The organism is Gilliamella sp. wkB171, assembly GCF_001693755.1.
Taxonomy (GTDB): Bacteria; Pseudomonadota; Gammaproteobacteria; order Enterobacterales; family Orbaceae; genus Gilliamella; species Gilliamella apicola_F.
This window is the reverse complement of sequence record NZ_LYST01000051.1, coordinates 23,462-37,225: the sequence shown is the minus strand read 5'-3', so window position 1 is coordinate 37,225 and position 13,764 is coordinate 23,462. Positions and strand designations below refer to the sequence as shown.

Annotated in this window: 14 protein-coding genes; 6 read left to right on the top strand and 8 right to left on the bottom strand. The window is 32.7% G+C overall.

The annotated features are described in order from the left end of the window. Positions 1-87 precede the first annotated feature (87 nt). Positions 88-1,188 carry an LPS export ABC transporter permease LptF gene (lptF, locus tag A9G03_RS10230; RefSeq protein WP_065633027.1) on the top strand — a complete coding sequence of 367 codons (1,101 nt, stop codon included), beginning with the start codon at positions 88-90 and terminating at the stop codon, positions 1,186-1,188. A gap of 12 nt (positions 1,189-1,200) precedes the next feature. Beyond that, on the top strand, positions 1,201-2,265 hold the full coding sequence (gene lptG / locus A9G03_RS10225) for an LPS export ABC transporter permease LptG (RefSeq protein ID WP_065633026.1): 1,065 nt from the start codon (positions 1,201-1,203) through the stop codon (positions 2,263-2,265). A gap of 723 nt (positions 2,266-2,988) precedes the next feature. Here lptG and msrB read toward each other — a convergent pair. Genes msrB through msrA form a run of 3 tightly spaced genes read right to left on the bottom strand, consistent with a single transcriptional unit; the run spans position 2,989 to position 4,549 of the window. Next, positions 2,989-3,426: a peptide-methionine (R)-S-oxide reductase MsrB gene (gene msrB / locus A9G03_RS10220; RefSeq protein ID WP_218056770.1), complete on the bottom strand. Its 438-nt coding sequence runs from the start codon at positions 3,424-3,426 to the stop codon at positions 2,989-2,991. 53 nt (positions 3,427-3,479) lie between these two features. Continuing rightward, complete coding sequence (locus A9G03_RS10215; RefSeq protein WP_065633025.1) at positions 3,480-3,998, bottom strand: cytochrome b; 519 nt, start codon at positions 3,996-3,998, stop codon at positions 3,480-3,482. Beyond that, positions 3,998-4,549, bottom strand: coding sequence for a peptide-methionine (S)-S-oxide reductase MsrA (gene msrA, locus A9G03_RS10210; protein WP_065633024.1), 552 nt, complete (start codon positions 4,547-4,549; stop codon positions 3,998-4,000). Before msrA ends, A9G03_RS10215 begins: the two co-directional genes overlap by 1 nt. 148 nt (positions 4,550-4,697) lie before the next feature. Here msrA and A9G03_RS10205 point away from each other — a divergent pair, with 148 nt between their 5' ends. Continuing rightward, entirely contained in the window at positions 4,698-4,970 is a 273-nt protein-coding gene (locus A9G03_RS10205; RefSeq protein WP_065633023.1) for a DksA/TraR family C4-type zinc finger protein, read from the top strand. A 58-nt stretch (positions 4,971-5,028) separates the two neighbouring features. Here the strand turns inward: A9G03_RS10205 and A9G03_RS10200 are convergent, their stop codons facing one another. Beyond that, a complete protein-coding gene (locus tag A9G03_RS10200; protein WP_065633022.1) occupies positions 5,029-5,670 on the bottom strand; it encodes a DUF421 domain-containing protein in 642 nt (213 codons plus the stop codon). A 911-nt stretch (positions 5,671-6,581) separates the two neighbouring features. Between A9G03_RS10200 and A9G03_RS10195 the strand changes: the two genes are divergently transcribed. Beyond that, positions 6,582-7,118, top strand: a complete 537-nt coding sequence (locus tag A9G03_RS10195; protein WP_218056769.1) for a DUF2165 domain-containing protein — start codon at positions 6,582-6,584, stop codon at positions 7,116-7,118. Between the two features lie 116 nt (positions 7,119-7,234). On the opposite strand, the gene A9G03_RS10190 is transcribed toward A9G03_RS10195, so the two are convergent. From A9G03_RS10190 to A9G03_RS10180, 3 genes are all read right to left on the bottom strand, one after another. Next, entirely contained in the window at positions 7,235-7,984 is a 750-nt protein-coding gene (locus A9G03_RS10190) for an SDR family oxidoreductase (RefSeq protein ID WP_065633020.1), read from the bottom strand. A 22-nt stretch (positions 7,985-8,006) separates the two neighbouring features. Further along, entirely contained in the window at positions 8,007-8,714 is a 708-nt protein-coding gene (locus A9G03_RS10185) for a carboxymuconolactone decarboxylase family protein (protein ID WP_065633019.1), read from the bottom strand. 146 nt (positions 8,715-8,860) lie between these two features. Continuing rightward, positions 8,861-9,268, bottom strand: a complete 408-nt coding sequence (locus tag A9G03_RS10180; protein WP_218837121.1) for a (R)-mandelonitrile lyase — start codon at positions 9,266-9,268, stop codon at positions 8,861-8,863. Between the two features lie 263 nt (positions 9,269-9,531). Here A9G03_RS10180 and A9G03_RS10175 point away from each other — a divergent pair, with 263 nt between their 5' ends. Continuing rightward, positions 9,532-10,437 carry an AraC family transcriptional regulator gene (locus A9G03_RS10175; RefSeq protein ID WP_065633018.1) on the top strand — a complete coding sequence of 302 codons (906 nt, stop codon included), beginning with the start codon at positions 9,532-9,534 and terminating at the stop codon, positions 10,435-10,437. A gap of 223 nt (positions 10,438-10,660) precedes the next feature. On the opposite strand, the gene A9G03_RS10170 is transcribed toward A9G03_RS10175, so the two are convergent. Beyond that, positions 10,661-11,743 (bottom strand): ankyrin repeat domain-containing protein, encoded by a 1,083-nt coding sequence (locus tag A9G03_RS10170; RefSeq protein ID WP_065799147.1) that lies wholly within the window; start codon positions 11,741-11,743, stop codon positions 10,661-10,663. 788 nt (positions 11,744-12,531) lie between these two features. On the opposite strand from A9G03_RS10170, the gene A9G03_RS10165 reads away from it, so the two are divergent. After that, entirely contained in the window at positions 12,532-13,389 is an 858-nt protein-coding gene (locus tag A9G03_RS10165; RefSeq protein WP_065799146.1) for an EcsC family protein, read from the top strand. Positions 13,390-13,764: the final 375 nt, after the last annotated feature.

The following is a 13,764-nucleotide window of genomic DNA, read 5'->3' as shown; positions in this document are numbered from 1 at the left end:
GTTTGGGGATAGCAACAAAAAGATAACTAAACAAAACAAATCAGATTATAATAGACAAATTTTTAGAAACGTTTAGATAGGTTAAATGTGATAATTCGTCGATATTTAGTTAAAGAAACATTAAAAACACAAGGGGCAATACTATTTATTTTGTTATTAATTTTCTTTTCACAAAAATTAATTAGAATATTATCCAGCGCTATTGAAGGCAATATTCCACGCGATTTGATTATGCCTTTACTGGTTTTAGGTATTTCTAATATGGCCGATTTAATTTTACCTTTGAGTCTTTTTCTTGGCGTTTTAGTGACCTTTGGCCGTTTATATTCTGATAGTGAAATGGTTGCCATGCAAGCCTGTGGAGTAAAAAAGAATTTAACCTATCAAGTTGTGTTTTTTCTTTGTATATTGACTTGTGCATTAACCGCAATAAACTGCCTTTGGTTTGGGCCTTGGTCAAGCCTTAAACAAGATCAATTAATTGAGAATGCTAAAATTAATCCTAGTTTAGCGGGACTTTTAGCGGGTCAATTCCAACAAACACCAGATGGTAATTCAGTCATTTATATCAACAGTGTCAATAATAATGCTCTAGATAAAGTATTTATTGCGCAAATCAATCCTAAAAACAACCAACGACCGTCAATAATTATTGCTAATAAAGGTAAAACCGGTCATGATGATGAGGGTAACCAGATTATTACATTAGAAGATGCCAATCGTTATGAAGGTACGGCGCAGTTAAAAGATTTTCGTATATCAAATTTTCATAATTACTTAGGTATTATAAAGCCTAAAGCGCTAGATTCTATTGATGATGAAAAAACCGATGTTCAGCAATTGAGTTTAACAAATTTAATCCAAACTAAAACGATAAAAGCAGAAGCTGAATTTTATTGGCGACTAACACTTATTATTTCTGTCCCACTTATGGCATTTTTAGTTATACCGCTAAGTGTTTCTAACCCTAGGCAAGGACGCTTGGCACAAATTTTACCTGCCCTATTGCTGTATTTAATTTATTTCCTATTAGCAAGCTCGATTAAAGCAAATGCTGGTAAAGGTCGATTAGATCCAGCCTTATGGTTTTATGTTATAAATTTAACCTATTTCATATTAGCTATATTTTTGAATTGTTGGGATAACTTATTTATGCGTAAACTTCGTTTAAAATATATTGCATCATAAAGGAGAAAAAGGATGTTTTCGATTTTAGATCGCTATATTGGTAAAACTATTTTAAGCACAATTGGTATTTGCCTGTTTTTATTAATTAGCTTATCGGGCATTATTCGTTTTATCGACCAATTAAGAAAAATAAAAGTTGACTACGATGCTTTTGCTGTGGGCATCTATTCTTTGTTGATGGTACCAAAGGATTTAGAGATTTTTTTCCCTATGGCGGCATTACTAGGTGCATTAATAGGTTTAGGCATATTAGCTTCTCGTAGTGAGCTAATTGTTATGGAAACGTCTGGATTTAGTCGTTTTAAAATAGCGTTAGCGGTGATGAAAACAGCATTACCATTAGTCATTTTAACAATGGCGATTGGTGAATGGGTTGCTCCCGTAAGTGAACAAACTGCTCGTAATATGCGTTCTGAAAAATTATATGGAAATTCATTAATGGCACAACAAGGTGGTCTGTGGGCAAAAGATGGCAATGATTATGTATTTATTGGTCATGTCAATAATGATAACTCTATTGCTAATATTGATATTTATTCAGTAGATAATAATAAATTATTATCAATTACTCACGCCGAAAGTGCTGTATTCAAAGATAACATATGGACTTTATTACAAATTGAAAGAAATGATCTAACCCAACCAAACAAAATAATCGGTAATGATATGGTATCAATGCCATGGAAAACAAACATCACTCCAGACAAACTTAATATTGTCGCTTTCGATCCTGATTCACTATCTGCTTCTGGACTTTATCAATACGCCCAATATTTAAAAAGTTCAGGTCAAGACACAAAATATTATGATTTACTTTTCTGGAAAAAACTTATTAAACCGATTTCTGTTGCAGTAATGATGTTATTAGCACTTTCGTTCATTTTTGGCCCTTTACGTAGCGTATCGATGGGAGTACGTGTCATTATTGGGATAAGTTTTGGATTTATCTTCTATATTGCGGATAATCTTTTTGCACAAGCTAGTATTGTTATGGGTATCTATCCTGTGATAGGGTCAATGTTAACAAGTTTAGTTTTTTTAATTATCAGCTATGTTTTATTTAAACGTAAGAATTAGCTAGCAATTTTTATATTGTTCATCCTTAATAATAGAGATAACAAGTATTTTAAAAGTTATTTTTGCGCATAATTCAATGCACACGTAGACAAAATAATTAGGCTTTTTATCTCTATTTTAATCATCTCAATGTAGTTTGTCATAAAGAAAGATTAAATATCATAACTTTGCTTCTACCTAATTACTAAAAACAAAAAATTATTAAGCCAAAAACTCATCAGCATTGCGCTAAAAATATTTATCTTGATATCAGTCAATATTTAATCCAAAAGTTAACAGGATAATTCTATTTCAGAATTAAGCTTTCCTATTCACATATGTCATTAAAGTATAGTCGAAACCAGTTAGCACGTTTAAAAAACAGAACAATTGCAACAGAAATACTTTCGCTATGGATTAAACATGAGTATTAACCGAAAATTTAGTAAGATTTGAAATCTAGTCATCAAAATAGAATGATGCTAGTAAAGTTAAATAGACAACGAGATATCGTAATAATCACTTTTATGCTAATTTATCTTTATTAAGACACCCATCATGTTGATCTTCATTGTTAGTATTTGAGGTGTTATTTTAAAAAAAGCATTTAACTGATAATCTAAATTGCTTTAATGGTTTTCGATAGCGAATGTATTGACAAACCTACCTAATAAAATTGATTACAAAAAAAGCTGAAAATCCTACCAACCGTCGATACGATGATAGGATTAAAATTATTTAATATTACTCAAAAAGCGGTAAGTATTGACCATAACCTGCTGCTTGAAGTTGTTCTTTCGGTATAAAGCGTAAAGCAGCAGAATTGATACAATAGCGTAATCCTCCTAATGATTTTGGACCATCATCAAAAACATGACCAAGATGGGAATCGGCTTTTAGTGAACGCACTTCGGTACGGTGCATACCATGACTTTGATCTAGTTTTTCAATGATGCTCTTGTTATCAATCGGTTTACTAAAACTTGGCCAACCACATCCAGAATCAAATTTATCTAAGGAGGTAAATAATGGCTCTCCCGAGACTATATCGACATACAAACCGTCTTGATGATTAGTATTGAATTCATTTTCAAAAGGCGGCTCAGTACCATTTTGTTGAGTAACATAATATTGCATTGGACTCAATGCTGACACTGCTTTTTCTTTCATTAACTTATTCATAATGCACCTAACTTTTTAGAGTGTTAAACATTAATTAATGGTAAAGATTGGCTTTACAGCATCGATTGTAATACTTTATCTCTCAGCCCTAAATAATGATACAAAGCTCCTGCAATATGTAAAACCAAAAATACCGCTAACAAATAGCAACCTAACAGATGAGCACGATGAAAAAACATATACCCCGCATTTGGCATATCGATAGCAGGAATTGAGATCACCCCAAAAACATTAAGATCATGACTACTCATCAAATACCCCGACAATGGAATAAAAAGCAATAAAATATAGATAAATCCTTGTATTGATTTTGACAAAATTCGTTGGAATTTTTTATCATAAGGCAAAACATTAGGCACTCCCTGTTTGATGTTGATATAAATGCGCCAAATCGTCAATAAAAATACCACTACGCCAAAAGATTTATGCAGTAAATAAATAGAAAACATTCCGCCTAAAAATTGCGATAAAGTGATTTTAAATAGTAACAGTGATGCCACCATACAAACCAACATCGCAGATAGCCAATGGTTCCATTTTTGACAAGTGCTATATTGAGGATCATTTTGCATTATTTATTCACCTTTGGATTGTTTTTATCTAACCAATGTTCGGATATAAAGTGAGAACGTCCAGACATTTGATAATAACGGTCATAATGTTGTGATTGTTTTTTATAGTAGTTTTGATGATACTCTTCTGCTGGATAAAACTCGACAGCAGGTTCTATCTTCACTTGAATAGGACTAGAAAATCGGTGACTTTCTTCCAATGCCTGTTTTGATTCTAGTGCAAGTTTATGCTGAAATTCATTATGATAAAAAATAACGGGGCGATAAGAATCGCCTCTGTCAGCAAATTGACCGCCTGAATCAGTTGGATCAATCTGTTGCCAAAAAATATTCAACAACGTTTTATAGCTAATTTTTTTCGGATCAAAAGTGATTAAAACCGCTTCGGTATGACCAGTATCACCTTGACAAACTTGTTGATAAGTAGGATTAGCTACATGCCCCCCCGTGTATCCTGACACCACATCAATTACACCTTCATATTTATCAAAAGGTTTTACCATACACCAAAAACAACCACCTGCAAAAGTTGCTTGTTCATATTGTTGCATATAAACCTCCAATTAAACGATATTAATTAAAAGCGTTGCCGTTTACATAATACCACTATTACTGCAAACATCTCTATTATTAATCACTTTTTTTTACTTGAAAATGATTAAATTATCACCACATTGAGTTGTAAGGAGGAATTCTATCATGGCAAGTGGCTGGGCATCAGATGATGCAGTTAATCAACAAATTGAAGGAACTATTGCAGATGCAATTGAAAACGCAAGGCGTCAATTAAAACAAGGTATAGAAAGTGCTCATTTTTGTATTGAATGTGGCGATCCTATACCCGAAGCACGACAATTAGCTTTACCGGGAGTTCAATATTGCTTAGTTTGCCAGCAAAATATAGATAAAACTTTAGCTAAGACGGCAAATTTATATAATCGACGTGGTAGTAAAGATAGCCAATTACGTTAGAATTTATTAGGGTGGATAGTTATCCACCTATTTATAAAATAAAATCAATAAATTATTCTTATTTATTTTCTTTATCGTAAGGATAAATAATTAATTTATTATCAAACCATTCAGCACAGAAAATGTCTTCCAATTTTTCATAACCCTGTTTCTGAATTTCCTCTACAATCCAATCTTCGTTTTTATTTATTTCTTTCAGGTTTTCTTGACTTATTTTTCCTTCCTCAATAACAAGTACGGCGATATCTTTTTCACCTTTTTTGATGATAGTTAATGAGCCATTCAATTCGTACCATACATGTTTTAATTCAGCAAAAGTACAAATTCCCTGTATATTGATTAAAGTTTCAAAATCTCTGACGGGTAAATTAGCTTTGATAAAGTTATCGGTTAATAACTTCCCATTTTTAACTAACCGAATAGGCGTACCATCAATCGCATCTCTTAAATGTGAATTTTTTGATTTAATAAATCGAATTAAAACTAATAATCCAGCCCAAATGGCGACAAGCCCTGAAGCTTGTAAAGCAGAGACAGTTGGACTAAGTAAAGCACCACCAACAAGCGCACCAATGACCATACTCCCAACCTGATCTAACTGAGACATAGGGGCAATTTGACTTTTACCAGACAATTTGACATAAATAAGTAAAATAACCAAGGCCAACAAAAACTTGGGGGCCATCTCTAATAAATACATACCTAACCTCCAGACGCACTTTGCAATATTATGTAAACAAATAAAAGTTACTGAATCTTTAATTGATTAAAATCGACTTACTTGATAGGTATAACTTGCTGATTAATTTGAAAATAGAATGACAGATTTAACGAATAACATCACTAGTCATATTTTACTAATTGCATGATCGTGCAAAATAGTTCCACGCTAAGATATTTTGACTAAGCGAGCTTAGTAATGCTACTAATAAATAAAAAAAATAGCAACACTAGCTGTTATTGAAATGTTTCTATCAACGGCTTACTCTTCATTTTTATGAAAATAGCCTATCGACAAAATAACAAAGACCGTTTAGCAAAATCCGCAGCATATTTATTTTAAGCAACAGTTAATCATGCATAATAAATATAATAATAAGCTAATTTGACACATAACAAAGCTCATTAATGTTATTAGCTGCTTGTAAGTAAAGCTCGACATCTATATTAAAATTCGGACTAGTGCTTAATAAATCTCAAGATGACTATCATATCCTACAGAATATTAATTATTATCTCACTGACCGAAACCCTATTAAAACAGCTAACAAGTTTGTCAATACTTAAATACAAAGCTATTTCATACTGACATAGTTTCTATTGATAAGAGAGGTAAATTCAATTCACTCTTTAATTTGAGATGATTAATCACTAACTATTTTATAAAACATATTTTTTAATTCTAAAACTTTTTAAATTTCAATTTTTATTCATTATTTTATTTTCAATACCAGATAATATTTCACTGATTAATCGGAGTACATTTCAAGCTGGTCACTAAATCATTTGTGCGTATTGATTTGTCACTTAGCTAAGTGTAAATTGTAATGTTCTGGCGTCAATAACAGCGTGTAATTGACAAATTTTAATGAATATTAAATGGATTTGGATGTGAAAAACTTATTAAATTTGATTGCGATTCAACAACTTTCAAAAGCAACAATTGCCTTTACTGTTGGCTTTTTTTGTATATTGGTTGGGTATGACAATATTGTTGATTTTAATACTAACTATGCTTTTGTAAAAAGTGTATTATCGATGGATAGTATGGAACCATTTTTTTCGGGAAGTCCCGCTATGACGTCTCGAGCAATCAGTAATACAACGCTCCATTTAATTGGATACTGGGTAATAATTATAGGTGAATTAATTACTGGTTTAGTCTGTCTATTTGCTTCACTTTATATGTTTGCATCAATCAACAAATCTCGATTTGTGAATGGACAAGTGATTTATTTAGTCGGAGCAACACTAGCGATTTTAATTTGGTACTTTGGTTTTGCTGTCATTGGAGGGGAATATTTTTCAATGTGGGCTAATAAAATGAATGGACAATCCAAAGCCTATACATTTGCAACATTTATATTGATCACTGCGCTATTTGTTTATATGCCTTTATTAAAAAGAGAAAATCAACTATCAAATTGAATTCAAACCTACTTTTTATACAACTAAAAGTCGAATTGATTGGAAAGATGGATTTTAATCTTTTTAATTTTATTTAAAGAGTAAAATCCATATTAAAAAATAGCCTGTTAACTTAGCTAAACTTGCTGACAACTAGGACGAATGATAATCTCATTTAAAGTAGTATCTACAGGTGAATTAATAGTAAAAGCAATCACTTGAGCAATGCGTTCTGGAGCAATAGCGACTTGTTGATAAAGTTTATCAATAGCGGGCTTAATATCTTGGTCGGTAATAGTATGAGTAAGCTCAGTTGCAATTGCGCCGGGTGATATTACACTGACTCGTATATTACTCTTTGCTAAGGCTTCTTCTTGCCGTAAACTATCGCTAATAGCTAACACCGCTGATTTTGTTGCGCTATAAACACCACCGCCAGGATGAGTTAAATGCCCAGCTATAGATGAAATATTAATAAAATGACCTTGTTTCTTTTGTCGCATCGGTAATAATGCTGCGGCAATGCCATATAAAGTACCTTTAATATTAACATCGATCATTTTTTCCCATTCATCGACTTTTAATTTATCAAAAGTTGATTGTGGCATTAAACCGGCATTATTGATCCAAACATCAATTTGACCATATTCATCCAGCGCTTTTTTCGCTAACATATCAACGTCATTTCGTTTTGTCACATCCGTTAATTGATAAGTCGCAATGCCACCAGCAGCGGAGATCTCAGCAACGATTTTCTCAAGTTTATCTTTACGCCTTGCGCCTAATACAATTTTATTACCTTGGACTGCAAGTAATTTAGCTGTAGCTTCACCAATACCACTCGATGCACCTGTTATGACAATAACCTTTTGTGAATTTTGCTTCATTATTTGTCTCCTTAACGCCTGTTTATTTCAAAACATTGACGAATGCCTGAGCTAATGCATCAGCTTGCTCATTACCAACTTTAGATTGCAAGATATCTCTAAGTTCACGAATTTGATCGTGAGTTAAACCTATATTCATTGCCATATGTATGTGTGATTGAAGTTGACTGTCAACACCACCAAGGCTCGCTAATGCAGCAATAGTTGCAATTTCACGGCTTTGATAATCAATATTATTACGTCCAAAAATATCACCAAATAAGTGAGCTTTTAAAAACTGATTAATTGCGGGAGCAAAATCCATCAAGCCGCCAGAAACAGGTTGTCCGACTAAATAAGTTTGAATCTCGGTACCTAACTGCAGACTGGTTTTATCGGTGGGTAAGGGATCAGGCTCTTTCCCCATCACATCTATAATGCCGTTTTGATGACGTTCATCCAAAAGTTGCTTAAAAGTTCCAATAGCATTTAAACTACGCGGAAAGCCAGTGTAAGCATACATTTGAACAAGTACTTCTTTAATTTCGTTTATCGTTAAACCATTATCTAATCCTTCTATTAATGACACTTTTAGCTTTGGCATATCACCCTGAGCGGTAAAGGCTGCAATAGGAATAATAAATTGTTGTTTTACGGTTAATTGATGGTTATCCATAGTTGATGCCTCACAAATTGTTGATAAACTCCATATCATAAAAAAAGAAATAACTACACGAACTATTTTTTGCATAGGGTTTCCTGCTAAAACAAGCTCAGCGAGATAAAATTGACTACCATACGACCACTTTTATACTTAAAAAATTACGTATAAACTAACAGTATAAATATTGATTAAAAATGCAAATTAATAAGTTAACTTCACTATTTGCTTAATAATTACTTTTTATCGTAATATTGTTCATCGGTCACTTTTTCTAACCATTCAACATTTTTACCATCGAGTTCCTCAACCACGGAAAGATGAGTCATAGCATTGTGTGGTGATGCACCATGCCAATGTTTTACTCCCGGTGGGCAAGTAATTACATCACCAGGATGAATTTCGACAATAGGACCGCCCCATTCTTGAGTAAAGCCAACACCGGAAGTGACGACTAAAGTTTGTCCTAATGGATGAGTATGCCATGCTGAACGAGCACCAGGTTCAAACGTCACATAAGCGCCAGAGGTCCGAGATGGACTCGTAGCAGGAAATAGAGGATCGATTCTTACATCACCTGTAAAAAATTTATCTGAGCCTTTGATGGAAGCCTGTGCACCATTTTTGGTAACTTTTTGAGACATAGCATTATTCTCCTTAGCATAAATTCGGATTGAAAAACAAGTCACAATCATTGTTGTGATTAATAATGTTATTGATAATTTTCTCATAACAATCCCATTAGTTAATTAAAGATTATCTATGCGTTACTATAAACATATCAATTAATTATCAATAGACACAATTCTATTAAATTCTTGCCTAATAATTTCAGTTACAATATTATTTTTACTGATAAGCTTTAAAATAGTTCTAACTATGTTTGGGTGAATGTTAAGGAAATCTAATGAAAAGAAGCGATCTAAACAGTGAACTTACCACAATAAATCAGCAAGTAAAACAACATATGTTACGTTGGGCTCAAACTGCGGGTGACTACCCTACTGCGATAAATGGTTTGGGTATTTATCGCCGTGACATGACAGATTATAACGAAAACTGCTTCTACCAACCACTAGTATCTATTATTATTCAAGGGAGTAAACGCTCGTTAATTGGAACCGAACAACACATTTATGGTGAAGGCGATTATCTCGTTACCTCAGTTGATATTCCAGCAGTTAACTCTATAACAATTGCATCGCAAACTGAACCGTTTTTATCCCTTGCCTTATACCTTAATACGCAAATTATCAACCAACTCATCACTGAGTATCCACAGTTAGCCAATATTAAAGCCATTCCTTTCAAAGGAATTAGTATAAAAAAAGTTGAATTAGACATACTTACTGCTTTTTTTCGATTGATCCAATTACTTGATAAACCTGAACAAATTTCGATATTAGCCCCAATGATTATCAAAGAAATCCATTATTTACTGCTTATTGGACCTTTCGGGCAACACTTGCGTTCTATCAATACAAAAGGCACACAAAGCCATCAAATTGCCTCAACAATTGATTGGCTAAAAAATCACTATAAACAACCCATCACTGTTGAAGCTTTAGCCGAAAAAGCCAATATGTCATTAGCGACGTTTCATCGTCATTTTAAACAGGTGACCACATTAAGCCCATTACAATATCAAAAACAATTACGTCTTTATGAAGCTCGTCGTTTAATGTTGTCAGAAAATTATCATGCTAATAGTGCCGGACTTGAGGTCGGTTATGAAAGCCAAACGCAATTTAATCGGGAGTACAAACGTTTATTTGGTACATCCCCCTATAAGGATATTAAAAATCTCCAATAAACTCAGAATAGCAATTATCATATTTTGACAAATATCATGAATATTGAAAATTACGTCAAACGGGACATTGCACCAATCCATGGCACATTATAATTTTGGTTTTTAGCTAAATTTGACCTTGATAGATAACCAATTGTTCCGCCTTTTTTCAATGACTACTGCTCGACTTTTTTCTCTATTTGTATAAATAACGCTCTTTTATTCTTTACTGTTAGGTTAGTGTTTAATCGTCATACTCACCATCAAGAAGCTTATTGATACATTTTTCAGGATCACCAATAAACTCTTGCCAACTGCACATTGGGGTAAGCATATCGTGTTCAAGATCTAAGCAGCAAATCATTTTTTTTATCGGTGACCAAACAAGGTAAAGTTCATAGTTTTCAACTTTTTCAATAAAACAAAGTAGATTTTTTCGATGCCATTTCATCTCCTGCAAATCGACTAATTGATAAAACGTAATGTATTTTGAATGCGTATCTTTACCCGAAAAATAAATCTTCTTTGGTGGTTGTTTTAAGTATTCAAGCATATCAGCAGGAATTTTATAACGCTTAATTTGCCGTATTTTTTCTTGCTCGTCATGCCATTGCGGTGGTTCTAACGATTTCAATACTTGCATTAATTGTGTATTATTTTCTCTTAAAGCTACTGAATAGGCACGCAAACCATCTTTATCAGTGATAGTCACATCACAGCCATTTTTTATCAGGTATAACGCAATGTCATTATGATTAGCTCTCACGGCTTCAATAAGTGGCGTTGATGCATATGGAAAAACCATATTAGGTTGATGATAGTTTATATCAGCACCCATCTCTAACCACATTTTGATTTTATCCATATTACCGTCAAAGGCACTTGACCGAAGTGCTGCACCACCATATTTTTTTACGGTAACACCATATTTTTCGAATAATTGGATATGTTCATATTTATTACCGTATTGAATTCGCTCAAATATTTCTCCATAATTTTTGATTGGTAAAAAATCAAGAGCATTATGTTCTAATAACAGTTCAACAATCTTATTTTTGCTGTGCTGAGCGGCCATTTCGATAATCGTTAACTCGCCAATATCAAGCGAAACCTGCTTAGCTAGCAACCATTTTAAAGCAGGTAACTGATTAGTCATTACTGCAATTGCGATCGGTACCATATCGATATATTTATTAAAATGAATAGATTTATTAATATCCCAGTCAGCTTGATACAGTGCCTGCATTTTTTCCAAATCTGATTCATATATGGCTAGTGCCACTTCAGGTAACGTCTCAAAGTTACCTATAGAAGGTATGTTGTACATCAATTACTCCATCTTGCATTAACAGCTATGTATTATACATTTTGATAATTATCTCTATTAAATTCAACTACTAAATGCTTAATCTGCGTTATTGTGAATCACAATTATGAGATGTTGCGGCGTTAATAATAAATAATCGATCATATCTTTATGTATAAAATTAAGGAGATGTCTGACTATAGGTTTATCATGAATTTAAGGATCTTTTGCAAAATGCAACAGTATAGATTCCTCAATAATTTTTACAAAAAAATATCAAATCAAAGCATAATGATGTTGCTATATGATTTGTTTGCGATTTAGTAAAAGTTAATAATCGACAATAAAACCGCATTTAAAAATTAATACTAATCTTTACTTTTTATTCTATATTTTTATGCTATATTGCGAATAATAACGACTTTTCATTTACAATTTATAACAACTGGATCGCTAAAACGGTTTAGCAATACAAAACATTTTTATTTTAAATAGACTGAAAATAATCTTAATAAATAAGATTTATAAGAAAAGAATAAAGTAGCATAGATAGTTTGCAAAATATAGCACATAGCTCAGCAGTACATTAATAGCCACTCTCCATATTGGAACAACATGTTAGCAATAAAAGCTATTGAAATTTTTAAAGCAACACTGTTACTTATAAAAAAGAGCAAAATGATCAAGAATGGCTTGCCATTAATATAATTGAGCATAATACCTGTGTTGAGTAATTTTGTATGAATAACGCATAAATGAAACCTTAGATTATCAAAAATTTTTGCATAATAAGCACTAGATAGTGACATATGAATACAAAAGGAATTAAAGTGACAATTCAAGAAAACTTACAAGATTTAAGTGATTTACAAACAGCTGTAGCATTATTGGAGTCACCATCTATCATTGCAAGAATGTCTAGTTTGATTGGTTCTCCATTAGAAGAAGCAGTAAAAAAACTGCCAACAGCGGTATCCAAAAAAGTCAATAATATTATTGGTTCAGCCCTTCATAAAGCTGCTGATGCAGCACTATGGAGCCTTGATAATGAGCCAAATAGATCCGCTTCAACTAAACTTCACAAGCTTTATGCTGCCACATCGGGTGCTTTAGGTGGCGCTTTTGGGTTTACATCACTATTTATTGAGCTACCAATATCGACGACGATTATAATGCGTGCAGTAGCCGATGTTGCACGTAGTGAAGGATTTGATTTAAATCTTTTTACCACTAAAACAGCCTGCGTTGAGGTATTTGCCTTAGGTGCAAATACCAAAACAGATGATAATAGTACTGACACTGGGTATTATCTATCACGTAGTTTTATGACTAAATCGATGAACCATCTATCAAAAGAATTAGCTGAAATTGCCACAAAACACGGTGCTGGTACCATCACGCATATTAGTCATAACCAAGCAGGAAAATGGTTCAGTAAACTAATAGAAACAGTTGCTTCACAATTTGGCATTGTAATAACCAACAAATTTGCTGCACAAGTGGTACCAATTATAGGGGCAATCACTGGAGCGACAATGAACACGCTGTTTACTAGTTTCTATCAAGATATGGCTCGAGGACATTTTATCATCAAAAGATTAGAGGCAAAATACGGCTATGAACATGTTAAAGAGATGTATAACAAAATAAAAAATGTCAAACATTAACATGTCCAGCACTAATATAACCAAGCAAAATCACATTGAGTAAGAAGATCAAACATTTAAACACAACAATATTGTTAGGTGTTGTGTATTTAGTTAGCCTGCATAGCATTGCTTTAAAAATTGACCTGATGGCATATTTTTTTACTAAAAAGCTTTGAGATTATTGACGATTTTAACTTAGAAATTTAGAGCGGGAAACGCAACTCTAGTTTTACATGTAATCCACTATTATTTATTAAAATTATTCGAGCTATAAAATTTGATGTACTAAAAAATATACTGAATCAATAGTCCTGTCGAATAATAACTGATATCGATAAAAATATCTCAAATAAGTCTATTTTTTAAGACTTTTGAATAAATACAAAAAAGAAA

What these genes read in the sequence shown, in the direction of transcription:
- lptG (WP_065633026.1), top strand. Translation starts at nt 1,201, where the DNA reads ATGTTTTCGATTTTAGATCGCTATATTGGTAAAACTATTTTAAGCACA.
- msrB (WP_218056770.1), bottom strand. Translation starts at nt 3,426, where the DNA reads ATGAATAAGTTAATGAAAGAAAAAGCAGTGTCAGCATTGAGTCCAATG.
- A9G03_RS10215 (WP_065633025.1), bottom strand. Translation starts at nt 3,998, where the DNA reads ATGCAAAATGATCCTCAATATAGCACTTGTCAAAAATGGAACCATTGG.
- msrA (WP_065633024.1), bottom strand. Translation starts at nt 4,549, where the DNA reads ATGCAACAATATGAACAAGCAACTTTTGCAGGTGGTTGTTTTTGGTGT.
- A9G03_RS10205 (WP_065633023.1), top strand. Translation starts at nt 4,698, where the DNA reads ATGGCAAGTGGCTGGGCATCAGATGATGCAGTTAATCAACAAATTGAA.
- A9G03_RS10200 (WP_065633022.1), bottom strand. Translation starts at nt 5,670, where the DNA reads ATGTATTTATTAGAGATGGCCCCCAAGTTTTTGTTGGCCTTGGTTATT.
- A9G03_RS10190 (WP_065633020.1), bottom strand. Translation starts at nt 7,984, where the DNA reads ATGAAGCAAAATTCACAAAAGGTTATTGTCATAACAGGTGCATCGAGT.
- A9G03_RS10185 (WP_065633019.1), bottom strand. Translation starts at nt 8,714, where the DNA reads ATGCAAAAAATAGTTCGTGTAGTTATTTCTTTTTTTATGATATGGAGT.
- A9G03_RS10180 (WP_218837121.1), bottom strand. Translation starts at nt 9,268, where the DNA reads ATGTCTCAAAAAGTTACCAAAAATGGTGCACAGGCTTCCATCAAAGGC.
- A9G03_RS10175 (WP_065633018.1), top strand. Translation starts at nt 9,532, where the DNA reads ATGAAAAGAAGCGATCTAAACAGTGAACTTACCACAATAAATCAGCAA.
- A9G03_RS10170 (WP_065799147.1), bottom strand. Translation starts at nt 11,743, where the DNA reads ATGTACAACATACCTTCTATAGGTAACTTTGAGACGTTACCTGAAGTG.
- A9G03_RS10165 (WP_065799146.1), top strand. Translation starts at nt 12,532, where the DNA reads ATGAATACAAAAGGAATTAAAGTGACAATTCAAGAAAACTTACAAGAT.